Source organism: Novosphingobium sp. (genome assembly GCF_041915465.1).
Lineage (GTDB): Bacteria > Pseudomonadota > Alphaproteobacteria > Sphingomonadales > Sphingomonadaceae > Novosphingobium.
This window is the reverse complement of record NZ_JAYSBK010000031.1, coordinates 1-22,091: the sequence shown is the minus strand read 5'-3', so window position 1 is coordinate 22,091 and position 22,091 is coordinate 1. Positions and strand designations below refer to the sequence as shown.

24 protein-coding genes and 1 tRNA gene are annotated in these 22,091 nt (G+C 65.1%); 12 read left to right on the top strand and 13 right to left on the bottom strand.

The window, feature by feature from the left end; translation table 11 throughout:
- Positions 1–31: 31 nt before the first annotated feature.
- The 3 genes from ACE3SN_RS07550 to mdlC are packed head-to-tail and all read left to right on the top strand — an operon-like array spanning position 32 to position 4,244.
- The gene (locus ACE3SN_RS07550) at positions 32–1,087 is read left to right on the top strand and encodes an amidohydrolase family protein (RefSeq protein ID WP_374528918.1); all 1,056 of its coding nucleotides are present in this window, start codon (positions 32–34) and stop codon (positions 1,085–1,087) included.
- Positions 1,084–2,691 (top strand): MFS transporter, encoded by a 1,608-nt coding sequence (locus tag ACE3SN_RS07545; RefSeq protein ID WP_374528916.1) that lies wholly within the window; start codon positions 1,084–1,086, stop codon positions 2,689–2,691. The genes ACE3SN_RS07550 and ACE3SN_RS07545 overlap by 4 nt, the downstream gene beginning before the upstream one ends.
- On the top strand, positions 2,691–4,244 hold the full coding sequence (gene mdlC, locus ACE3SN_RS07540; protein WP_374528914.1) for a benzoylformate decarboxylase: 1,554 nt from the start codon (positions 2,691–2,693) through the stop codon (positions 4,242–4,244). The genes ACE3SN_RS07545 and mdlC overlap by 1 nt, the downstream gene beginning before the upstream one ends.
- Here the strand turns inward: mdlC and ACE3SN_RS07535 are convergent, their stop codons facing one another.
- Both ACE3SN_RS07535 and ACE3SN_RS07530 read right to left on the bottom strand, forming a co-directional pair.
- Positions 4,245–4,706: a DUF3237 domain-containing protein gene (locus tag ACE3SN_RS07535; protein WP_374528912.1), complete on the bottom strand. Its 462-nt coding sequence runs from the start codon at positions 4,704–4,706 to the stop codon at positions 4,245–4,247. It lies immediately after the preceding gene.
- A complete protein-coding gene (locus ACE3SN_RS07530) occupies positions 4,703–6,172 on the bottom strand; it encodes a carotenoid oxygenase family protein (RefSeq protein ID WP_374528911.1) in 1,470 nt (489 codons plus the stop codon). Before ACE3SN_RS07530 ends, ACE3SN_RS07535 begins: the two co-directional genes overlap by 4 nt.
- 75 nt (positions 6,173–6,247) lie before the next feature.
- Between ACE3SN_RS07530 and ACE3SN_RS07525 the strand changes: the two genes are divergently transcribed.
- From ACE3SN_RS07525 to fdhD, 4 genes are all read left to right on the top strand, one after another.
- Positions 6,248–6,700 (top strand): MarR family winged helix-turn-helix transcriptional regulator, encoded by a 453-nt coding sequence (locus ACE3SN_RS07525; RefSeq protein ID WP_374528909.1) that lies wholly within the window; start codon positions 6,248–6,250, stop codon positions 6,698–6,700.
- 47 nt (positions 6,701–6,747) lie between these two features.
- The gene (locus ACE3SN_RS07520; protein WP_374528907.1) at positions 6,748–8,067 is read left to right on the top strand and encodes an MFS transporter; all 1,320 of its coding nucleotides are present in this window, start codon (positions 6,748–6,750) and stop codon (positions 8,065–8,067) included.
- Between the two features lie 68 nt (positions 8,068–8,135).
- Complete coding sequence (locus ACE3SN_RS07515; protein WP_374528905.1) at positions 8,136–8,513, top strand: VOC family protein; 378 nt, start codon at positions 8,136–8,138, stop codon at positions 8,511–8,513.
- Positions 8,510–9,286, top strand: coding sequence for a formate dehydrogenase accessory sulfurtransferase FdhD (fdhD, locus tag ACE3SN_RS07510; protein WP_374528903.1), 777 nt, complete (start codon positions 8,510–8,512; stop codon positions 9,284–9,286). Before ACE3SN_RS07515 ends, fdhD begins: the two co-directional genes overlap by 4 nt.
- Here fdhD and metW read toward each other — a convergent pair.
- Positions 9,278–9,868 carry a methionine biosynthesis protein MetW gene (metW, locus tag ACE3SN_RS07505; RefSeq protein ID WP_374528901.1) on the bottom strand — a complete coding sequence of 197 codons (591 nt, stop codon included), beginning with the start codon at positions 9,866–9,868 and terminating at the stop codon, positions 9,278–9,280. The two genes, fdhD and metW, sit on opposite strands and share 9 nt — an antisense overlap.
- Positions 9,865–10,974 carry a homoserine O-acetyltransferase gene (locus ACE3SN_RS07500; RefSeq protein ID WP_374528899.1) on the bottom strand — a complete coding sequence of 370 codons (1,110 nt, stop codon included), beginning with the start codon at positions 10,972–10,974 and terminating at the stop codon, positions 9,865–9,867. Before ACE3SN_RS07500 ends, metW begins: the two co-directional genes overlap by 4 nt.
- Positions 10,975–11,042: 68 nt before the next feature.
- Here ACE3SN_RS07500 and hisC point away from each other — a divergent pair, with 68 nt between their 5' ends.
- Together hisC and ACE3SN_RS07490 are read left to right on the top strand one after the other, a co-directional pair.
- A complete protein-coding gene (hisC, locus tag ACE3SN_RS07495) occupies positions 11,043–12,143 on the top strand; it encodes a histidinol-phosphate transaminase (protein ID WP_374528897.1) in 1,101 nt (366 codons plus the stop codon).
- Positions 12,140–13,051, top strand: coding sequence for a prephenate/arogenate dehydrogenase family protein (locus ACE3SN_RS07490; RefSeq protein ID WP_374528895.1), 912 nt, complete (start codon positions 12,140–12,142; stop codon positions 13,049–13,051). Before hisC ends, ACE3SN_RS07490 begins: the two co-directional genes overlap by 4 nt.
- A gap of 6 nt (positions 13,052–13,057) precedes the next feature.
- Here the strand turns inward: ACE3SN_RS07490 and ACE3SN_RS07485 are convergent, their stop codons facing one another.
- The 5 genes from ACE3SN_RS07485 to ftsE are packed head-to-tail and all read right to left on the bottom strand — an operon-like array spanning position 13,058 to position 17,216.
- Complete coding sequence (locus ACE3SN_RS07485) at positions 13,058–14,332, bottom strand: NRAMP family divalent metal transporter (protein ID WP_374528893.1); 1,275 nt, start codon at positions 14,330–14,332, stop codon at positions 13,058–13,060.
- The gene (locus tag ACE3SN_RS07480) at positions 14,329–15,021 is read right to left on the bottom strand and encodes a lysophospholipid acyltransferase family protein (RefSeq protein ID WP_374528891.1); all 693 of its coding nucleotides are present in this window, start codon (positions 15,019–15,021) and stop codon (positions 14,329–14,331) included. The genes ACE3SN_RS07485 and ACE3SN_RS07480 overlap by 4 nt, the downstream gene beginning before the upstream one ends.
- A 1-nt stretch (position 15,022) precedes the next feature.
- On the bottom strand, positions 15,023–15,556 hold the full coding sequence (locus ACE3SN_RS07475) for a YdcF family protein (RefSeq protein ID WP_374528889.1): 534 nt from the start codon (positions 15,554–15,556) through the stop codon (positions 15,023–15,025).
- On the bottom strand, positions 15,556–16,485 hold the full coding sequence (locus ACE3SN_RS07470) for a cell division protein FtsX (protein ID WP_374528887.1): 930 nt from the start codon (positions 16,483–16,485) through the stop codon (positions 15,556–15,558). Before ACE3SN_RS07470 ends, ACE3SN_RS07475 begins: the two co-directional genes overlap by 1 nt.
- A complete protein-coding gene (ftsE, locus tag ACE3SN_RS07465) occupies positions 16,485–17,216 on the bottom strand; it encodes a cell division ATP-binding protein FtsE (RefSeq protein WP_374528886.1) in 732 nt (243 codons plus the stop codon). Before ftsE ends, ACE3SN_RS07470 begins: the two co-directional genes overlap by 1 nt.
- 120 nt (positions 17,217–17,336) lie before the next feature.
- On the opposite strand from ftsE, the gene ACE3SN_RS07460 reads away from it, so the two are divergent.
- Positions 17,337–18,284, top strand: a complete 948-nt coding sequence (locus ACE3SN_RS07460; RefSeq protein WP_374528884.1) for an MJ0042-type zinc finger domain-containing protein — start codon at positions 17,337–17,339, stop codon at positions 18,282–18,284.
- A gap of 21 nt (positions 18,285–18,305) precedes the next feature.
- Here ACE3SN_RS07460 and ACE3SN_RS07455 read toward each other — a convergent pair whose 3' ends face one another.
- Positions 18,306–18,560: a hypothetical protein gene (locus tag ACE3SN_RS07455; protein ID WP_374528882.1), complete on the bottom strand. Its 255-nt coding sequence runs from the start codon at positions 18,558–18,560 to the stop codon at positions 18,306–18,308.
- Positions 18,561–18,719: 159 nt separating this feature from the next.
- Between ACE3SN_RS07455 and ACE3SN_RS07450 the strand changes: the two genes are divergently transcribed.
- Positions 18,720–18,806, top strand: a tRNA-Leu gene (locus ACE3SN_RS07450).
- A 202-nt stretch (positions 18,807–19,008) separates the two neighbouring features.
- On the opposite strand, the gene ACE3SN_RS07445 is transcribed toward ACE3SN_RS07450, so the two are convergent.
- From ACE3SN_RS07445 to ACE3SN_RS07435, 3 genes are read right to left on the bottom strand one after another with little or no spacing between them, the layout of a single operon-like run.
- The gene (locus ACE3SN_RS07445; RefSeq protein WP_374528880.1) at positions 19,009–20,646 is read right to left on the bottom strand and encodes a recombinase family protein; all 1,638 of its coding nucleotides are present in this window, start codon (positions 20,644–20,646) and stop codon (positions 19,009–19,011) included.
- Positions 20,643–21,080, bottom strand: a complete 438-nt coding sequence (locus ACE3SN_RS07440) for a DUF2924 domain-containing protein (protein ID WP_374528878.1) — start codon at positions 21,078–21,080, stop codon at positions 20,643–20,645. The genes ACE3SN_RS07445 and ACE3SN_RS07440 overlap by 4 nt, the downstream gene beginning before the upstream one ends.
- Positions 21,080–21,376: a DUF3489 domain-containing protein gene (locus ACE3SN_RS07435; protein ID WP_374528876.1), complete on the bottom strand. Its 297-nt coding sequence runs from the start codon at positions 21,374–21,376 to the stop codon at positions 21,080–21,082. Before ACE3SN_RS07435 ends, ACE3SN_RS07440 begins: the two co-directional genes overlap by 1 nt.
- A 209-nt stretch (positions 21,377–21,585) precedes the next feature.
- Between ACE3SN_RS07435 and ACE3SN_RS07430 the strand changes: the two genes are divergently transcribed.
- A complete protein-coding gene (locus tag ACE3SN_RS07430; RefSeq protein ID WP_374528874.1) occupies positions 21,586–21,795 on the top strand; it encodes a hypothetical protein in 210 nt (69 codons plus the stop codon).
- Positions 21,796–22,091 lie beyond the last annotated feature (296 nt).

Genomic DNA, 22,091 nt, shown 5'->3' with positions numbered 1-22,091 from the left:
GGCCGCGCGGGGCAAGGAGAGGGAGAAGACCATGACCCACGAACTCAAGACCGGCGGCGACCGGGGCTACCTGCGCATCGCCACCGAAGAAGCCTTCGCCACGCGCGAACAGGTCGATGTGTTCCTGCGCATGGTCAAGGACGGCACCGCCGACCAGGGCATGGTCTCGCTCTGGGGCTTTTACGCCCAGTCGCCCAGCGAACGCGCGACCCAGATCATGGACCGCCTGCTCGACGTTGGCGATCAGCGCATCGCCCACATGGACGCGACCGGGATCGACAAGGCGATCCTCGCCCTCACCTCACCCGGTGTCCAGCCGATGCTCGACGTCAACGAGGCCAAGGGCATCGCGGCGCGCGCCAACGATTATCTGGCCGAACGCTGCCAGGCCCACCCGGACCGCTTCATCGGCATGACCGCCGTCGCCCCGCAGGACCCGGAATGGTCTGCCGCGGAAATCCGCCGCGGCGCGAGCGAGCTGGGCTTCAAGGGCGTGCAGATCAACAGCCACACCCAGGGCCACTATCTCGACGAGCCACAGTTCGATCCGATCTTCCGCGCGCTCGCCGATACCGGCCAGCCGCTTTACATCCATCCGGCCACCCTGCCCGACAGCATGATGGGCGACATGATCCATGCCGGGCTCGATGGCGCGGTGTTCGGCTTTGGCGTCGAAACCAGCTATCACCTGCTGCGCCTCGTCACGACCGGTATCTTCGATCGCTATCCCAACCTGCAGATCATGGCCGGACACGGCTTCGAAGCCCTGCCCTTCTGGCTCTATCGCACCGATTACATGCACAAGGCCGGGATCCGCTCGCAGCGCTATGCCCGTCTCAAGCCGCTGCAGCACGACCTGTTTTACTACATCCGCAACAACTTCCTCGGCACCACCAGCGGACTGTGCTGGGAACCGGCGGTCAAGCTGATGATGGAAGTGATGGGCGAAGACCGCGTGATGTACGCGATGGACTACCCCTATCAATACGTGCCGGACGAAGTGCGCGCGATGGACAATCTGGCCGTCTCCGATGCCACCAAGAAGAAGTTCTTCCAGAGCAACGCGGAACGCTGGTTCAACCTGTGAGCGGGGAAGCCCCCACCGCGCTCCCCAAGGGCGCGAAATATGCCTTGCTGCTGGTCGCGCTGACCAACGCGGTCAGCCTGCTCGACCGGCAGGTGCTGGCGATCCTCGCGCCCGCGATCAAGGCAGACTTGCATATTGGCGATGCCGAGATGGGGCTGCTCTATGGCACCGTCTTCGCGCTGTTCTACGCCCTGTTCTCGCTGCCGCTCGGGCGGCTCGCCGACGGCTGGAGCCGCAACCGGCTGCTCAGCATCGCGATCGCGTTCTGGTCAGCCGCAACAGCGCTTGGCGGATTGGCGAGCGGCTTTGCGATGCTGGCCCTGTCGCGCCTTGGCGTCGGCATCGGCGAGGCCGCATCGCAGCCCGCCGGTACATCGCTGATCTATGACTATTGGCCAAAGCCCAGGCGCGGTTTCGTGATGGCCATGCTGGCCTCGGCCATTGCGCTGGGCCTTGGCGGTTCGCTGATCCTTGGCGGAATGGCCGCAAGCTGGTGGGACAGCCTGTGGGGTCTCAGCCCCGACAAGAGCGCGATGGCGCCTTTCGGCCTTCGGGGCTGGCAGTTCGCTTTCCTGATGGCGGCGCTGCCGGGCTTTGTCCTCGCGCTGTTCATGTGGTTCCTGCGCGAACCCGAACGCGGCGTGATGGACGGCATCGCCACGCCGCCCGATCCCGCGCCGTTCAAGGCCAGTTGGGACGTTCTCGCTGCCGTTGTGCCCGGATTCAACTGGATGGCCTTGGCCCGCAAGCGCGCGTCTTCCGCATTCTGGCGATTCAATCTTGCCGCACTAATCCTGATCGTTGCGGCGATGTGGGGACTGGTTGAACTGTGCAGTTCCTTTTCGCCCCGCCCGCCGCTCGATTTCGGGGGCGTGCAAATCAGTCCGCACGCACTGCAGTGGGGTGTCATCGGTTTCGGGCTCTATGTCATCGTCAACCTGATGCAGAACATGGCCGCCAGCGATGCGCAGGCGTTTCGGGTCATCACCCGTTCGCCGACGCTGATCATGGTGATGCTGGTCGGTGCGCTGCAATCGGTGCTGAACTACGGGATGATGAGCTTCAACCCCAGCTTCCTGATGAAGTACTATGGCCTCTCGATGAAGGACACCGCGCTGCAATTCGGGCTCGTCTCGGCCAGCATGGGCATCCTTGGCCCGCTGTTCTGGGGACCGTTTTCGGACTGGCTGCAAAAGCGGTTTCCGGGTGTGGGACGCGCCTATGTCGCGCTGTTCTGCATGGGGGTTTCGCCGGTGCTGTCGTTCTGGGTCTATTGGGCCGGGGACGCGACCTCGTTCTACTGGCGCTTCGTCGCCTATTCCGTCGTGCTGACCGGCTGGCTACCGCCGCTCTATGCGATCATGTACGAACAGGTCCTGCCGCGGATGCGGGGGATGACCGCCAGCGTCTACCTGCTGGTCTCGACCATCCTTGGCCTTGGCATCGGGCCCTATGCGGTGGGCGTACTGTCCGATGCGACGGGCAACCTGCGCGCCTCGATGCTCTCGATCAACGTGGTCGCGGTCGCTATCGTTATCCTGATGCTGCTGGTCGCGCGCCGCGCACAGAGCGATGAAGCAAGCCTGATGGAACGAGCTGCCTGATGTCAAAAGTCACCGTCCGCGATGCCGCCTTTGCCGTGTTCCGCCACTTCGGCGTCGATGCACTGTTCGGCAATCCCGGCTCGACCGAACTGCCGATGCTGCGCGCCCTGCCGGACGGGTTCGACTATGTCCTCGGCCTCAACGAAGCGGTCGTGCTGGGTATGGCCGATGGCTATGCGCAGGTGACTGGGCGGCCCGCGCTGATCAACCTGCACTCCTCCGCCGGGACGGGCCACGCGCTGGGCAACCTGTTCACCGCCTATCGCAACGGCACCCCGCTGGTGGTGACGGCGGGCCAGCAGGCGCGCTCGATCCTGCCGTTCGATCCCTTCCTGGGGGCCGAGCGGGCGACCGAATTTCCGCGCCCCTTCGTCAAGTGGTCGGCCGAACCGCTGCGCGCCGAAGACGTGCCCGCCGCCTTGGTGCGCGCCTTTCACATCGCGCTAACCCCGCCGATGGGGCCGGTCTTCGTCTCTGTGCCCGTCGATGACTGGGACCGGGAATGCGAGATGCCGGTGCTGCCCGAGCTGACCCTCAAGACCCTGCCCGATCCCGCCGGAATCGCAAAGCTGGCCGCCCTGCTCGATACCGCCAGCCGCCCTGCGTTGGTGCTCGGCACCGGGGTGGCACGCTGCGGCGGTTGGCAGGCCGCGATCGACCTTGCCGGAAGGGCTGGAGCCGACGTCTGGGCCGCCCCCTTCGCCGCGCGCGAGCTCTTCCCCGAGGACCATCCCCGCTTCGCCGGATTCCTGCCGGCCTTCCGCGAGGAAATCGTGGCCCTGCTCACCCCCTACGACGCGCTGCTCGTCGCGGGCGCGCCGGTGTTCACCTATCACGCCGAGGGCTTCGGCCCGCACTGGCCCGAACACGCCGCACTGGGCGTGCTGAGCGAAGACCCGCAGCACCTTTCCTACCTCCCCGGCGGGATCGGCGTGCTGGGCGATGTCGGCGCGGGGCTCGCCAGCCTTGCCGCGAGCGTGCAGGCAAGACCTGCCCTCGCCCCCTGTCCGCGCGCAAGCGAACCGCCCGTGGCGATGCGTGCGCCTTACGTCCTCTCGCGCCTTGCCGCGCTGCGGCCCGAGGATTCGATTCTGGTCGAGGAAGCCCCGACCGCACGCGGGCCGATGCATGATCACTTGCCGGTGCTTAGCGAAAAAGGCTTCTTCACCTGCGCCAGCGGCGGCCTTGGCTATGGCTTGCCCGCCGCGATTGGCGTGGCGCGCGGCAGCGGCAGCCGCAAGACCATCGCGCTTCTCGGTGACGGCTCTGCCATGTATACGATCCAGGGCCTGTGGAGCGCCGCCGAACAGGGTGCGGACGTCAGCTTCGTCATCCTCAACAACGGACGCTACGCCGCGCTGGATCACTTCGCCAAGGTGTTCAACATGAACAGCCTGCCCGGCACGCAGATCGGCGGGATCGACTTTGTCGGCATGGCCGAAAGCATGGGCGTGCCCGCCCGGCGCGTGGCCGATGTTGCAGCGCTTGAGGAAGCGCTGGAATGGACCTTTGCCATCTGCGGGCCAAGCCTGGTAGAACTGGTGATCGAGTGATCAGGTCACCCGCCAGACCCACAGCTTGATCCCCGCCGCATAGCGCGCGCCCGAGCAGACGAAAATCGAGCGGTTCATCCATTCGTACTTGCCCTTGGGGGCGATGAATTCGGGCACGGTGCGGAAATAGTATTCCGCCGGATCGACTCCTTCGCCCGCAGCAAGGCGCTGCATCACCTCGGGCGGGCCGTGGCGCAGGCCCTTGTTGCGGATCTGGATGATCACGCCGTCGTCGGTTTCCAGCGCATAGATCGCATCGGCCACGGTCACGCCGTCGGGCCGGGTCAGCTGCCAGTCGGCGGCATTGCCCATCAGCTTGCCCTGGATCAGCGGGCCTTCGACCCGCCCGCCCGAAAAGATCGGAATGATCCGCCGCGCGCCATCGACGGTATCGCCAATCGGCACCGGCGCGCCGAGATCGCCCGACGCTTCATAGACGAATTCGAGGCCGGGCTTGATCATGCTGCCAGCCCGATCTGGTCCGCCGGGGCAAAATTGCCGTGGAGGCCGAAACGCAGCCGGATCGGCACATTGATCGTGGCGATCGGGCCCTTCTCGATCTCGAGCGCATCGAACACGAGGAGGTCGGAGCGGTGTTCTTCCAGCCGGTTACAGACCTGCACGATCCAGCCATCGCCTTCCGGCGCGTCCTTGGAGCGCGGAACGAAGCAGGGTTCCTGCAAGCTGGACACAGGGCCGCACCACCAGTGCTGTTCCTTGCCGGTCTGGTGATCGATCAGGCACAGGCAGTTCATCAAGAGGCCGCCCGCAGAGCCGCCCTTGAGTTCCACCGGGCGGCGATAGTCCATCTCCAGCATCCAGCCATAGCGGTAAGGCAGGCCGGTCATCCGGTCGTCGATGCGGGGGAATTCGCCGGCGGTTTCGGTCAGCTTGGTAATGCTGTCGAACTCGTCCGAATTGCTGGCCATGTCGACCGTCCAGCGGGTCAGATAGCTCATCGCTTCCATCCCGTTGAACGGTGCGTCGTTCACATCGGGGAAGAAGGGGAACATGTTGTTCTTGGCCTCGGGAATGTCGAAGTGGATCTTCGTGCCTTCCTGCCAGGCGTTCATCACGTGGCTGGCGAAGCAGTTGCCGCGCTTGAACCAACGGATATCCTCGGCCGCCACGTTGTCGCGGCGGGGGATCACGCCGAGATAGACCGGCATGCTGGTGTCGAACCCGAAGTGCGGCTTGCCCTGTTCCAGCCGTTCCCAGCTGCCGATCGAGGGGACGATGTGGACGACCAGGTAATCCTCGGTCACCCCGAAATCGTGCATCATGCAGTAGTACGGCACCTTGAACCACACCTCGCGGATCAACTCACCCTCGGGTGAGATTTCCATGTAGGTGACATCGTCGGTGCACAGCCCGCTGGCGGCATAGCCGATAGCGACCATGTTGCCGGTCTGCGGATCGATCTTGGGGTGCGCGGTGAAGGTTTCGCCGGTCATCTTGCCGCCGAACTTTTCGAACCCGAAGGTTTCCATCGTCGCCGGGTCCATCAGCAGCGACGGGCTGTCTTCCTTCATCGCCCAGAGCTTGCCGGCGAAAATGAAGGCATTGGTGTTGGCGGTCGACCGGATCTGGCCCTTGACACTCTCGTCGTCGGTCAGCGGGTTGCGATAGGCGCCGAACAGGGCCTTGCCGGCTTCGTTTTCAAGCTTCCACTTGTCGGTCTTGGCCCAGCGCTGCTTGAAGTCGCACTGGCCATCGTGGAAATGAAAGCGCGTGATCATCCCGTCGCCGTTGAAAGCGATGTCATCACCCAGACGCGGCGGGAATTGCGGATCGGGCTGGACCCTGTAAAAGGCTCCATTCAGCTCCTTCGGGATTTCACCAACATGGGCCAGGTCGGCAATGTCGGCCTCGATGCGCGAAGGCGTGTTGAATCCGGTGAAACTTGGGGAATCGGGAAAATGGGCCATTGCATCCTCGCGTTTTCTGCGATTGTATGCACCACTGACAAATAGGCAAGAATTATGCGGCGGAGAGAAAGCGACTTGGAGGCGATCACGACAGTCGAGCACGATGACGGCGATCTGGGTGAGATCAACGACATCATCGGCTTTCACATCCGCCTCGCGCATGGGGCATGCTATCGCCATTTCACCGAAACCTTCGCCGAACTGGAACTGACGCAAAAGCAGGTTTCGGTGATGTGGCTGGTCGACGATCACCCCGGCATTTCCCAGATCGATCTGGGCCAGCGCCTGCGCATGGACCGCGCGACGACCATGACGATCATCAACCGCCTGCAGGCCCGCGAATTCCTGCGCCGGGAAAAATCGCCGACCGACGGGCGCAAGCAGGCGCTGTTCCTGACGAAGACCGGTGAGCAGATGCTGGCCGATGCCAAGCGCGCGATCCGCGAACACGAGAACTGGGTGAAGAGCCGCTTCACCGACGCCGAAGTGAAGACATTGATGGAGCTGCTCGCGCGCATTCACGAATAAGCCAATCAAGGCACGAATTGGCGCGCGGCAGAGGGAGAGGACAGGAAATGGCGAAGGACCTCCAGCAGGTGATCGACGACGAGCGCATGAGCCTGCGCCAGTGGGTTGCCGTGCTGATCACGATCGGACTCAACGCGCTGGACGGCTATGACGTCCTCGCCAGTGCCTTCGCCGGACCGGGGATCAAGCAGGAATGGCACCTGGCCCCCGATGGCCTGGGCGCAGTCCTCTCGATGGAGCTGCTTGGCATGGGCGTCGGCTCGGTCCTGCTCGGCGGCGCGGCCGACAAGTTCGGACGCCGCCCCACCATCCTCACCTGCCTGGTCTTCATGGGGCTGGGCATGTTCCTCGCCACAACTGCCGCATCACCGCAGGAACTCTCGGCCTGGCGCGTGCTGACCGGGCTTGGCATCGGCGGGATGCTGGCAGCTACCAACGCGGTGGTGTTCGAACTCTCCAACCGCAAGAGCCGCAGCTTTGCCCAGGCGATGATGGTGATCGGCTATCCGCTGGGTGCCTTCGTCGGCGGCCTGATCGCCGCCAGCCTGCTCAAGACGCATGACTGGCGCGCAGTGTTCATGTTCGGCGGGATCGTTACCGTCGTCTTCATTCCTCTGGTTCTGCTGTTCGTTCCCGAAACCCCGGCATTCCTGGGCCAGGCCCGCCCCGCTCGCGCCCTTGAGCGGATCAACACGATTCTCGGACGCTTCGGCCACTCGCGGATTGAGTCGCTGCCCCCGCAGGCAGACCATTCGCGCGACGCCAGCCTGGCCGACATTTTCAAGCCGGCCTACCTGCGCGCCACGATCGTGCTATCGGTAGGCTATGCGGCCCATGCGCTGACTTTCTACTACGTGCTCAAGATGACCCCGGTGATCCTTTCGGATCCCTCGTTCGCCGGACAGCACTTCACCAAACCCGAAGGGGCCAGCGTGCTGGCCTATGCCAACCTTGGCGGGGCACTGGGCGGGGCGACCTTCGGCTGGCTGATGCACAAGTTCGGCAACAAGCGGGCGACACTGGCGGCACTTGCGGCAACGGTGCTCACCATCGTCTATTTTGGCCTGGGGCAGACCACGCTTTCGGGCTGGATCATGACCGTCATCATCTCGCAATTCGCCAGCAACGCGGCAGTCGTGGGCTTCTATGCCGCCTTCGCAGCCAGCTATCCCACCCATACGAAGGCCACCGGCACAGGCTTTGCGCTCAGCGTCGGGCGCGGCGGCGCGGCACTTTCGCCCTATCTTGCGGGCCTGCTGTTCGCCGGACAGATCGGACTGATGAATGTCTCGCTGGTGATGGCGACCGGATCGCTGCTGGCCTTCATCCTGTTCCTGTTCCTGCCCGCCGGCAAGCACGCGAGTTGAAAGCCAGCTTGACCGCCGCCAACGAGCCGCTACCCGTAGCGAATCGCAACTGAAAAGGAGAGGCGCCCATGTATTCCCACATGATGGTCGGCAGTAATGACATCGCACGGTCCAAGAAGTTCTATGACGCAACCTTCACCGCGATCGGTGGTCAGCCCGGCATCGAGGATGACAAGGGCCGCCTCATCTACATGTACAACGGCGGGCTGTTCCTCGTGACCAAGCCGATCGACGGCCAGCCGGCTACGCCGGGCAACGGCATGACCATCGGCATCGCCATGGAAACCGAAGAACAGGCGAACGCCTGGCACGCGGCTGGCGTGGCCAATGGCGGCAAGGCGATCGAAGATCCGCCGGGCGTGCGCGATGGCGGCACGATGACCCTCTACCTCGCCTACCTGCGCGATCCCGACGGGAACAAGCTCTGCGCGCTCAAGCGGATGTGAGCACGCCGCTGACGGAGTTCAGGCCGAACGGCACCCAGGCAGCGGTAACGCGCACCTGGGTGCCCGAGGCTCCGGTAGCGCTGGAATTCAACGGCCTGTCCTATGCCGTGATGATGGCAAGCCCTGCTGAGCTTGACGATTTCGCCACCGGCTTTGCCCTGTGCGAAGGGCTGGCGGCCGATGCCGCCGAAATATCGGACATTGCCATTGCCGAAGTGCCCGAAGGCTGGATCGTGCGCGCGCACCTTTCCGGCCTTGGCGTCGACAAGTTGACCGAGCGGGTCCGAACCCGGGTTGCGGAATCGAGCTGCGGGCTGTGCGGAATGGACAATCTGAAAGAGGTCGCGCGCCCCCTGCCATCGGTCGCCGCACATGCGGCAATCGAGCCCGCGGCAATCTTCACGGCATTGGACGCATTGCGGACGCGCCAGCCGCTTGGGGAGCGAACCGGCGCGGCCCACGCCGCGCTCTGGGCGGATGGCAACGGGATCATCGGTTGCGTGCGTGAAGACGTCGGCCGGCACAACGCGATGGACAAGCTGATCGGCGCGATGGCGCGTGCGGGGCGCCCGCTTGCGCCCGGGTTCGTGCTATCCACTGCCCGGTGCAGCTATGAGATCGTCGAAAAGGCCGTGCGCGGCGGGGCCAGCACGCTGGTTACCGTCTCACTTCCCACCTCGCTCGCGGTCGAACGCGCGCGGGCCGCCGGGCTCAGCCTGTGGGTGCTGGCCCGCGATGACAGCGTGCTGCGGGTAAACGACGCCTCAGCGTGACAACAGGAAGACGGCGTGCTCGGCGCGCCAGTTCGCCGCCGTGTCGCTGATTACCCGGTCGCCCGAGAGGTACCACGCCCCCTCCAGCCGCAGGCCCTTGGCAGCCACCAGATCGCGGAAATCGCTGACCGTGACGTGGTGGATGTTGGGGGTTTCGTACCAGGCTACCGGCAGCAACCGCGTAACCGGCATCTTGCCATGCCACAGCAGGCTCAGCCGCACCCGCCAGTGCGCGAAATTGGGAAAGCTGACGAAGGCCTTGCGCCCGATCCGCAGCAGTTCATCCAGCACCAGGTCGGGCCGCTTGGTGGTCTGCAGCGTCTGGCTGAGGATTGCATAGTCAACCGAGGCATCGGGGTAATAGCCCAGGTCCGCATCGGCATCGCCCTGGATAACGGACAGCCCGCGCGCCACGCATTCGGCCACGTTGAGCGAATCGAGTTCCATGCCCCGCGCATCGACCAGCGCCCGGTCGCGCAGCGCCGCCATCAGCTCGCCATCGCCGCACCCCACGTCGAGCACGCGGCTGCCCGGTGCGACGTTGTCGGCGATGATCTTGAGGTCGGGACGCAGCACGCTCATTGCTTCAGAAACCCGTCGATCACGCGGTCAAGCGCGGGCACGTCGAGCAGGAAGCTGTCGTGCCCGAAGGGGGCGCTCAGCTCGACGAAGCTGACCGGGGCGCCCGCGGCGTTGAGGGCGTGGGCGATGTTGCGGCTCTCGCCGGTGGGATAAAGCCAGTCGGTATCGAAGCTGACCAGGCAGAAACGCGCCTTGCTGCCCGCAAAGGCTTCGGCAAGCAAACCGCCATGCTCCTCGGCGAGGTCGAAATAGTCCATCGCGCGGGTGATATAGAGGTACGAGTTCGCGTCGAACCGGTCGGTAAAGCTGATCCCCTGGTGACGCAGATAGCTTTCCACCTGGAAATCCGCGTCGAAACCAAAAGTCTTCGCATCACGGTTCTGCAGGCGGCGGCCGAACTTGTCGTGCATCCCCTCTTCGGAAAGATAGGTGATGTGCGCGGCCATGCGCGCCACGGCTAGGCCCGCTTCCGGCCCTTTGCCGTGCGCATAGTAATCGCCCCCGCGCCATTGCGGATCGGCCATGATCGCCTGACGTCCAACTTCGTGGAACGCGATGTTCTGCGCCGAGTGGCGCGCGGTAGAGGCGATCACCAGCACAGCGCGGGCGCGCGTCGGCCAGTTCGCCGCCAGGCTGAGCGCCTGCATCCCGCCCATCGATCCGCCGACCACGGCGTGGAGCTGCTCGATCCCCAGCGCGTCGAGCAGGGCCACGTGGCCGCGCACCATGTCGCGAATGGTGATGACGGGGAAGCGCATGCCATAGGGCTTGCCGTCCGCCGCCGCGCTGGCCGGGCCGGTGCTGCCCATGCAACTGCCCAGCACATTGGCGCAGATCACGAAGAAGCGGTCGGTGTCGATCGGCTTGCCCGGGCCAACCATCCGCACCCACCAGCCCGGCTTGCCGGTAATCGGGTGCGGGCTGGCGACGTGCTGGTCGCCCGTCAGCGCGTGACAGATCAGGATCGCGTTGGACTTGTCGGCATTGAGCGTGCCGTAGGTCTCGTGCGAAATGCGCACGCCTTCAAGGCTCTGCCCGCCATCGAGGGGAAGCGGCGCGGCAAGTTCGAGCACATCACTGGCAGTAAGGATCGGGGCGGATGCCATGCTTCGCGACATGGGGGGCGGCAAGCGGGCTGTCAATCGGCCAAGAGCCTGCTAAGGGCGTCGCCACGATGGCCAACGCACCGACTCCGAAACCCTGGATCTCTGAAATCCACGCCTATGTCCCCGGCAAAAGCGCCGGTGCGGACGGACGTCCGCTGGTCAAGCTCTCCGCCAACGAGAACCCGCTCGGCACCAGCCCGGCGGCACTGGCCGCGCGGGCCGAGGCGGCTCCGGCCGAACGGTATCCCGATCCCGATAGCACGGCGCTGCGTGCCGCAATCGGCGAAGTGCACGCCATTGCGCCAGAGCGCATCGTCATGGGCACGGGGTCTGACGAACTGCTCCACCTTGCCGCGCAGGGTTATGCCGGGGTCGGCGATGAAGTGATCTACGTGCGCTATGGCTTTTCGGTCTACGATATCGCCGCGCGCCGCTGCGGCGCGACGCCGGTGGTGGCGCCCGATGCCGATTACGGCACCGACGTCGATGCGCTGCTCGCGCTGGTCACCGATAAGACCCGCGTGATCTTCCTTGCCAACCCGAACAACCCGACCGGCAGCTACCTGCCCAAGGGCGACATTGCCCGGCTCCACGCCGCGCTGCCTGCTGACGTGCTGCTGGTGATCGATCAGGCTTACGGCGAATACGTCGCCGCAGTGGATGATGACGGCGCGCTGGCGCTGGCCGAGGCCCACGGCAACGTGCTTGTCACGCGGACCTTTTCCAAGATCTATGGCCTCGCGGGCGAACGCATCGGCTGGGCCACTGGCGCGCCGGCGCTGATCGACACGCTCAACCGCATTCGCGGGCCATTCAACGTTTCGAACAGCGGGCAGGCGATGGCGCTGGCGGCGGTGAAGGACCAGGCCTTCGTCGCCCATGCGCGCGAGCACAACCGCGCCGAGCGCGCCCGCTTTGTCGCTGCGCTCAATGCCTTGGGCAACCACGGCCTGCGTCCGCTGCCAAGCGAGGCGAACTTCGTGCTGGTGCTGTTCGAGGGCAAGCTGAGCGCCGAGGCCGCCTACAACGGCCTTGCGGAGCGTGGCTACATCGTGCGCTGGCTGCCGAACCAGGGACTGGGCCATGCCTTGCGCATCACCATCGGCACCGCCGCCCAAATGGACAACATTGCCCTCGCCCTGCGCGACATGGCGGAGGCCGCGAAGTGACGTTCCACAAGGTCGCGATCATCGGGCTCGGCCTGCTGGGCGGTTCGACCGGTCTTGCCGTGCAGGCCTATCTGCCGGGTGTGGCGACGACTGGCTGGGATGCCGACGACGCAACCCGCGTCCGCGCCGCCGAACGCGGCCTGGTCGGCCAGGTGTTCGACGATCCGGCCGCTGCCGTGGCCGGGGCGGACCTAGTGATCCTGTGCGTCCCCGTCGGCGCGATGAGCGCGGCCGCCGCCGCAATCGCGCCGGGGCTGGCCGATGGCGTGATCGTCAGCGATGTCGGCTCGTCGAAGCAGACCGTCGCCAAGGCGCTGGCCGACGCTCTGCCGGGCGTCGCCGTGATCCCCGCCCACCCGGTTGCAGGGACAGAGCGCTCCGGCCCCGACGCGGGCTTTGCCAGCCTGTTCCAGAAGCGCTGGTGCATCATCACCCCGCCTGAAGGCGCCGATCAGGCAAAGGTTGCCGCACTTTCCGCCTTCTGGGAGGCGCTGGGCGCCAGAGTGGAAGTGATGACCGCGCAGCACCACGACATGGTGCTGGCCGTCACCAGCCACCTGCCGCACCTGATCGCCTACACCATCGTCGGCACCGCCGATGATCTTGAAGGCGTGACGCAGAGCGAAGTGATCAAGTATTCGGCCGGCGGCTTCCGCGACTTTACCCGCATCGCGGCTTCCGATCCGACGATGTGGCGCGACGTGTTCCTGTCGAACAAGGATGCGGTGCTGGAAATGCTCCAGCGTTTCACCGAAGACCTGACCGCGCTGCAACGCTCGATCCGGCTGGGCGATGGCGATGCGCTGTACCGGCATTTCGCGCGCACCCGCGCGATCCGCCGTTCGATCATCGAGGAAGGCCAGGACGATGCGCGGCCCGACTTCGGGCGCAGCGATCACAGCGGCTAAGTCGGCTCAGACCAGCAGGAAGATGGCAGCGACGATCCACATCACCGCCGTCGAGACCCAGCCGCCAAATTCGAGCCAGCCGGATATGGCCAGGCCCTTCATCACCTTGCGGTTCCTGGCGATCAGCATGGTCACCACCATCAGCGGCGGAGCAAGCAGGCCATTGACCACGGCCGCCCAGTAGAGCGCCCGCATCGGATCGATCCCGACGAAATTGAGCGCGATCCCGCCCAGCGTCGATGCGGCGATCACGCCGTAAAACGCCTTGGCCTCGCGCGGCTTGCGCCCCAGGCCCTCGGTCCAGCCGAAGGTCTCGCTGACCGCATAGGCCGCGCTGCCCGCCAGGATCGGCACCGCCAGCAAGCCCGTGCCGATGATCCCGGCGGCGAACAGCGCGAAGGCAAAATCGCCCGCGATGGGGCGCAGTGCCTCTGCCGCGTCAGCGGCGCTGGTGATGTCGGTCACGCCGTGGGCATTGAGGGTGGCCGCGGTTGCAATGATGATGAACAGCGCGGTGAGGTGCGAAAAGCCCATGCCGACCAGCGTATCGGTGCGGATTCGCTTCAGTTCCGCTCCGGCGCGCGCCTTTGCGGTCACGTGCAGCGGCTTGATGTGGCGGCGGTGCTGTTCCTCAACTTCCTGCCCCGCCTGCCAGAAAAACAGGTAGGGGCTGATCGTGGTGCCGAAGATCGCGACGAGGGCCATCGTTTCGTCGCGGCCAAGGTGCAGGTTGGGCACCAGCGTATCGCGCACGGCCTCCGCCACCGGCACGTCGGCGACGAACACCACCGCGACATAGGAGAACAGTGAAAGCGTGGTCCACTTCAGGATCCGCGCATACCGGTCATAGCTCAGGAACACCTCGAGCAGCACGCTGACCACCCCGAAGCCGATGGTATAGACCAGCACCTTCCCCGGAATGACAAGCGCCAGCACCGCCCCCATCGCCCCCAGGTCCGCACCCAGGTTGATGACGTTGGCCACCAGCAGCAGGATCACCACGGCGCGCAGCAGCCAGCGCGGATAGTGCTGGCGCAGGTTCTGCGCGATGCCCTTTCCCGTCGTCGCGCCGATCCGCGCGCAGATCGCCTGGATCGAGGCGAGCAGCGGAAAGCCGAAGAACATCGTCCAGGCCATGCCATAGCCGAACTGCGCACCGACCTGACTATAAGTGCCAATGCCACTCGGATCGTCGTCCGCCGCGCCAGTGACCAGGCCGGGACCAAGCACCGCGAGCACACTCCGCAGCGCGGCATCCTCACTCTGCGGATCAGGGCTCATTGCGGGTTCAGGGCATTGATCGCCGCGCGTACCCGGGCCTCGGCCTCGGCGCGAGGCAGGCCTGGCGGGATCGCCGGCATGAAGCGATAGGTGATCGTGCCGGGACGCTTGATCCAGCGGTGATAGAGCGGCCCGGAATCGACGGCGACCGGCACCACCGGCAGATCGAGCAGCTTGTAGAGCCCGGCAAAGCCCGACTTGATCTCAGGCGTGGTGCCATGGGGCACGCGGGTCCCTTCCGGGAAGATTGCAAGCGGACGTCCCTCGGCAACCTGTTCCCTTGCCGCCGCGATCATCCGCCGCAGCGCCTTGGCACCGGCCTCGCGCTCGACCTCGATCAGGCCATAGCGATGCCCCGCATAGCCCCAGACCGGAATGCGCATGAGTTCCGCCTTGGCGAAGACCGCAGGTGCATCGAGCAGCGTCGGCAGGTCGATTGCCTCGAAAAAGCTTTCATGCTTGAGCGCGATCAGCACCGGGGCGGGCGGAATCTCACCCTCGATCCGCACCTTCTGGCCCAGCAGAACGCGCGCGCACAGCCGATGCCAGCCCGACCAGTTGCCAACGGCCCAACGGAACACCGGGCGCGGCGCAAGGGTCATTGCCCCGGCAAAGGCGACCAGCACGATGCTGCCAAGATAGAACGCCAGATAGAAGGCAAGGCTGCGCAAGAAATCGAGAGGGCGCATCCTAGACTCCAAGACTGCCGATGATCGCCCGCGCGATCAGCTTGTGATATTCCTTGAACAGGATGCGCCAGGTCGGCCGGGTCGGCACGGCATCCTCCACGATCTCGACATCGCGCGGCGCGGCGCGGCGCAATTCCATCACCGCGCGGCGCATGTGCCAATCGCTGGTTACCAGACGCAGTGAATGGATGTCTTGCGCCTTGAGCCAGGCTGCGGTCTCCAATGCGTTGGACCTGGTATCCGTCGCTTCGAAGCCAAGCGTCACGCAGCAGGCCATCAGGGCCGAACGAACCTTGTATTGTGCGGCGAATTCGTGCGGCTTCACCTCGTGGTCGACGCCCGAGACGAACAGTTGCCGCGCCCAACCATCGCGCAGCACCTGAATCCCGCGATCGACCCGCCCGGCGCCACCGGTCAGCACCACCACGGCCTCGGTTTCCTGCTCGCCCGCCGGTTGCGGTAGGCGCAAGGCAAAGGCCATGAAGCCCAGCGCCCATGCCAGCAGGATAATCGCGCAAAGGCGGGCCAGCCGCATCACAGGATGCGCGCCAACGATCGGATTACGGTGATCCTGGCCGTGACCAGCGCGAGAACGACGCCTGCCAGCGGGATCGACGCGAGCAGCAGCCAGTCGGTCAGGTCAAGTGCGCCACTGTCCACCAGTCCGGCCCCGAGGCCAGAGAACTGGCGGCCAAGCAACAAGACCACGACCAGTCCCAGGGCCAGCCCGACCGCGCCGCCGCCAGCCGCATCGAAACCCACCGAGCGTTGGAAAATCCGGGCGATCTGGGCATCGGTCCCGCCAAGCAAATGGACAATCTCGATCGTGTCGCGATTGGCGCCCAGCGCGTTGCGCACGGCCAGCAGCACAGCCGCCGACATGGCCAGCGCGATCAACGCGACCAGCGCCAGCGCCAGCCATTGCAACGAATCGAGTGCGCCGAACACCGGCCTCAGCCAGGTTGACTGCGCATCGACGCGCGCTGCAGGAGCCACTTCGCGCACCAGCCGCCGCAATGCGCCCAGCGTCTCGCCCGTCACCGGATCGCGCATTCGCGCATCGACGAGCGCGGGCACCGGAATGGCGTCGTCCTCGCTACCCCGCGCGCCAAGCCACGGTTCGATCAGGCGCTCGACCTCTTCCGGCGAAACGACATGCGCTTCCATCACGCCGGGTGTTTCGCGCAGCTTGTTCGCGGCCGCTTCGGCCTGGCGCGCACGCTCGACCGGATTGGCCTCGATGATCTGGACCGTCACCCCGCCGGACAGTTCGTCCGACGCCGTGCGGGCCGTATTGGACAATGAAAGCCCCGCGGCCCCGGCAATCACGGTAAGCGCTACCATGATCGCGATCACCCAGGGCATCGGCCCGGCCAGGCGCGTCTGCGGCACCAGTTCGGATTCGCCCCGGTCGGCCAGCGAACGCAGGCCCGTGGTCAGCGCGTCGGGAAGCTTCAGTTCCATCACGCTTCTCGCAAGACCGGACGACGCGGCGGATAACGAAGCGCGCCCGTGGGATCCGACAGCCGCCCCTTATCAAGCCGCATGATCAGCGAATCCGGCACCTTCTTGAGCAGGTGCAGATCGTGGGTCGCCACGACCACCGTCGTGCCGAGCCGGTTGAGCGCCTCGAACAGGCGCAAGAGCTTGATCGCCATGTCAGGATCGACGTTGCCGGTCGGTTCGTCGGCCACCAGCATGTCGGGCCGGGCAATTACCGCGCGGGCAATCGCGACGCGCTGCTGCTCGCCGCCCGAAAGCTGCGCCGGGTGCGCGTGCATCCGCTCGGTCAGTCCAACCCATTCGAGCATGTCGGTAACCGGCTTCACAAGTTCCTTTTCCGCCACGCCCGCCACGCGCAGCGGCAAGGCGACGTTGTCATAGGCAGACAGGTGCGAAACCAGCCGGAAGTCCTGGAAGACCACGCCCAGCCGGCGGCGCAACATCGGCAGACGCTCGCGCGGCAGGGTGATGGCATCGGTGCCGAACATCCGGATCGCCCCGCGCGAGGGCCGCTGGGCGAGATAAAGCAGCTTGAGCAACGAAGTCTTGCCCGCACCGCTGGCCCCGGTGAGGAAATAGAAACTGCCCGGATAGAGCGTAAAGGATACGTCGCTCAGCACCTCGCGATCGGTGCCATAGCGCAGGCCGACATTGTCAAACTGGACAATTTCCCCTTCGGCAGCGGTGTTCATGGGGTGAATGCGATCCAGTCTGCGAAATTGCCCGGCTGGCTATAGCCGCCAATCCATGTGGAAAAAAGGGCAATGGCGCATTCCTTTCCCCATCAGGTGCTTGCCGCGATGGGGGGCAACATGTTTAACGAGTTTGTCATGATCATCGCCTGCCCTGCCTGCGCCACGCGTTACGTCGTTCCGGACAGCGCCGTGGGCGTGGATGGTCGCACGGTGCGCTGCGCGAAGTGTCGGCACAGCTGGTTCCAGGAAGGGCCGCAGCCAGCCCCGCCCCCCCAGCCTGCGCCTGTGCCCGCGGCAAATCCCGAACCGGCTCCGGCCAGGCGGGACGAACCGCCAGCAGCTGCGCCCGCGCCGGCGGCACCGCCGCCGCCCGCCGCCGAACCGGTGCCGCCGCCGGTTGAGCACGAGCCGGAACCCGAAGCGACGGCCGCGGTTGAGCCAACCCGCGCATCCCCGGCTGAGGCGGCCCTGCCGGAACCGGATGCAGCGGCGCCGCCATTTTATGACGATCTTGCTCCGCCGCCGCTCAGCTTTCGCGAAGACGAAGCCACTCCCCCGCCGCCGGTCTATGCCGACCCGGATCTTGACGACAGCCTGCCTTCCAGTTTCGCACATGAGCCGCCGTTCCGCCCGCGCCGCAATCCGGCCCGGATGTGGACGATCGCGGCGGTGATTTTTGCGGTCGTCGCGCTCGGCGCGGTAGGGGCCACCGCCTGGTATGGCCTGCCCGACTGGATGCCTTTCGCGCAGCAGCCATTTGCCGAGGAACAGCCCGGCCTGAAGCTCGAATTCCCCGACAAGCAGCAGGATCGCCACGAGCTGGCCGATCACACCTGGTTCTTCAACGCCAACGGCACGATCACCAACATCTCGGCCGAACCGCGCAGCGTGCCCACGATCCTGATCCTGCTGCGCGACGCCAGGGGCCGCGTGGTCTATACGGCCGAAGTGCAGAGCCCCAAGCGCGTGCTCGCCCCGGGTGAAACCGTGTCGGTCAACGAAGCGCTGACCGATGTGCCCAAGGCGGGCATCAAGGCGCAGTTCGGATGGAAACCGGGCAGCTAGGCGCGGGGCAGACCCCGCGGCTCAGTAGAATTCGATCAACACGGTCCGTTTGTCCGCTTGCGGGCGAACCTGGCGGGTCGTCGCTTGCGGGCCGGGATCAGGGCTGGAGGTTTCGGCGCGCAAAATCTGTGCCGTGGCAACCGCGCTGACCTTGATGCCGCGCTCCTGGTTCGGCGCAGCATTCGCAACGGCCACCACCGGGGTTGCCGCCGCAAGGACCAAGGCAAACACCACTTCCATCGGCGATGATGAACGCCAAATTCGATCGAGCCGCAATACGGGCTATTACCTATGCCTGAGCAGAACGGACCGGAATCGAAACTTTACTGCCCAAACGCGCTTGCCCAGTTCCCGACCCTTTGCTAAGGGCGCGCTCCTACCCCCCCGGGGCGCGCAGAATTCCTGATGGAATCACCCAGCGGCCTCGATGATTTAGCGGTCGTGGCGGAACTGGTAGACGCGCAACGTTGAGGTCGTTGTGGGCGAAAGCCCGTGGAAGTTCGAGTCTTCTCGACCGCACCAAACAGTCTTTCTAGCTAACAAGAAAATGCCTCCGGGCACCCTGTGGCCGTGAACTCGCGCAGTTCCGCGAGCCTTGGCGGCGCATCCGATTCGCGGTGAAGCCAGAGACTCTCTTGCCATCTGGTGCTTCGGCCAAAATTATGCCGGATTCTCTGCCCGCGAGAACCCGGCTTCACCCTCGTTTGCTGGATTGATGTTCGGCTCAGGCAGCGAGACTGAACTGGCGCTCCTGCTCGGCCCAGTCAATCGGCATGTCACAGATCAGAAGCGCGCGCCGGGTCAGGCCCTTGGGCTGGGTGCCACCAGCGATGGCCTCGATGATCCTCGGGCTTATCCAGGAGAGGCGCAGCAACCTTGCCAGCTGGGTCCGGCAGCGCCCTTCCCGCTTGGCGATTTGGGCAAGGTTGAGTTCGGGTGAAGCCAGTACGAGGCGCTGGGCATCCATCGCCTCGGCGACGAGGTTGATGAGATCAGGCGATGTGCCACTGGACGATGGGTTGGCATCAATTCGCAAGCGCGCTTCCCGGAACGGCCTGCTATGCGGAAGCGGGATAGTCCAAGCGACGCTGTTAGCCGATTCGATTGCCAGCGGTGCCGAATTGAGCAGGACCTCAATGCAGTCCGTCCGAATCGTGATCGCCGCGACGAGCGAGCGCAGCGCTTGTTCGGCCTTGCCGATCTGCCGCAACTGCTGGGCGAGCAGATGCGCGGTCGCAAAAATCGTGCGCAGCGCTCCTGCCTCCTCGATGCCCGACAGCCTGCGCAGGGCATGTTCGTCACCAAGCAGTTCCTCGAGGTGCTGGATGAGGTGCTGCTCGAGATGCCCGCGCTGGAAGCGAAGACCTGGTGCATCTCCGGGCCGCGCAAGGTCCTTGCGGGTCTCGTAATAGGCGTAACGCTTGACCTTGCTCGAGCCATAGGTCGGGACCATTGGCCGGCCATGGGGATCGGTGATCAGCTTGCGCAGCATGGCGAGCTGCGAATCGTTGGTTGGCCGCTTCCTCGGCGGTGCCTTTTCGGCAAGCTGGGCCTGCACGGCATCCCATAGCCCTTCATCGACGATGGGCTGATGCTCGCCGTCGTAGACCTTGCCCTTGTGGACGATCTTGCCGCGGTAGACAGGGTTCTTGAGCAAGTGGAACAGGCTACCCCGCGCAAACGGGATGCCGCCGCGGTGGGGACCGCTGGTGCGATGCTGGACTTTGGTGACCACGCCTTCAGCGCGCAGGATCTCGATCAGCGCGGGAACGCTGCGCACCTCGAGGTAGCGCCGCATGATCGTTCGAACCCGCTCGGCTTCCTCGGGCACCCGGATGAGCTTTCTTTCGAAGACCTGGTAGCCGAGCGGCACCGGACCGCCCATCCACATGCCCTTCTTCTTGGACGCGGCGATCTTGTCGCGGATCCGCTCGCCGGTGACCTCGCGTTCGAACTGCGCGAAGGAGAGCAGCACGTTTAGGGTAAGCCGTCCCATGCTGGTGGTGGTGTTGAACGCCTGCGTCACCGAGACGAAGCTCGCTTGGCGTGCATCCAAGCGTTCGACGATCTTGGCGAAGTCGGCAAGGCTGCGGGTCAGGCGGTCTACCTTGTAGACGACGATCACATCGACGTTGCCGGCATCGACCTCCGCAAGCAGCGCCTTGAGACCGGGGCGCTCCATGTTGCCGCCCGAGAACCCGCCATCGTCGTATCTGCCGGGAACCAGCGTCCAGCCTTCGTGCCGCTGGCTGGTGATATAGGCCTCGCAGGCCTCGCGCTGCGCATCGAGGCTGTTGAACTCCTGTTCGAGCCCGTCCTCGGTCGACTTGCGGGTATAGACCGCGCAGCGCAGCACCTTCATGCCTTCTTCTTCCGAGCGGTCAGGCCGAAGAACAGCGGGCCGTTCCACGGTGTCCCGGTGATCGCCTTCGCAATGGCCGTAAGCGACTTCCAGTGCTTGCCGTCATACTCGAACCCGTCCTCGAGCACGATCACGGTGTGGCCCACCCCGCGCCAGTCGCGTACCAGCCGGGTCCCGGGGGTGAGCTTCCTCGGCAGCGGCTTGCCCTTCTCACCCTCCCCTGCCCGCGCTGCGACCTGGCGCAGCAAGGTCCTTGTTCCCCGGCTTACGCCGCCAAGCTTCACCTCCTGCAGCTTGTAACCGATCCCGAGGCGCAGCAGGTCGGGCGAGAGACCCGGTGCAGGCGCGCTATAACGGCGCGCCCACTCGGCCTTGAGCTCCTCGCCCGGCAGCTTGGCCAGCCGGGCGAGGTTCAGGTAGCGCTGCCTCCCCATCAGGCCGCAGCCTGAAGTTGGGCCATGCGGTAGATGGTCACGCCGTCCTCGCGCTTGCTACGCTCGACTACTTTGCCCTTCTTGCGCAGCCCGGTGAGGAACGCCCGACAGGTATGTGCCAGCCAGCCGGTGGCCTGGCAGAGGTCATCGAGTGATGCGCCGTCGCTCCGCTGCAGCAAGTCTTCGACCAGCGCGGCCTTGGATTGCGGCTTGGCATCTGGCGGCGCGCTCGCAGCTTCAGGCTTGGCCTCGCGGGCCATGCGACGGGGGCGCTTGGTCGTGGTCGGTTCGGTCATGGGTGGTTCTCCTGTGCGGGGGCAGCACCCTTGCTGCTCCCACCACCCAAGGCCCTGCCGATCATGCCGGTCAGGGCTGCGGCGCCTCGTCAGGGCCGCGATTCAGTGAACACACCAATGCTCGGAAGGAACACGAAGTCGAATGGATTGTGCCCCCTGCGACAAAGCTGCGGGTGGACTTCATGGCGCAGTCAGGGCGTGGTAGCGCCATGGACGACGACACACGCGAACTGATCGCACAGCTCTTCACCAGGGTCGGCATGATCATGGAAGACGCCAGTCCAGTAGCGCTCTTGGCCGGTAGTGGGGATCACGGCGCACAAGAAGAAGCGGCCGTTGCAATCGAGCAGGCTGCGGAGCGGATCACGGCCCTGGCTAGCGCTATCAGGGCGTTGCTCGGCGTACAGTGTCGGGGTTGAGCGATTGTCACCGGTTCGCAGAAGTGACAACCGCTAGCGCAAACTCGTAGTTCAAATCATTTAAGAATTATAGCTTAGCCCAGCCGTCAATGACGGCTTTTGGGGACACTCCGGTAAGTCCTGTTATGGGCAAAAACTGTCTGGATTGGTCGTTCGTTCATTTTGCCCGGTGAATAGCCCCGAGTTTTCTAGACGCCTTCCGCTTTCAAAATCTGCTGCCGTTCGAACTCGACGGGCGACAGCATCCCGTTCCTGACATTTTTGCGCACCGGGTTGTAGAACATCTCGACGTAATC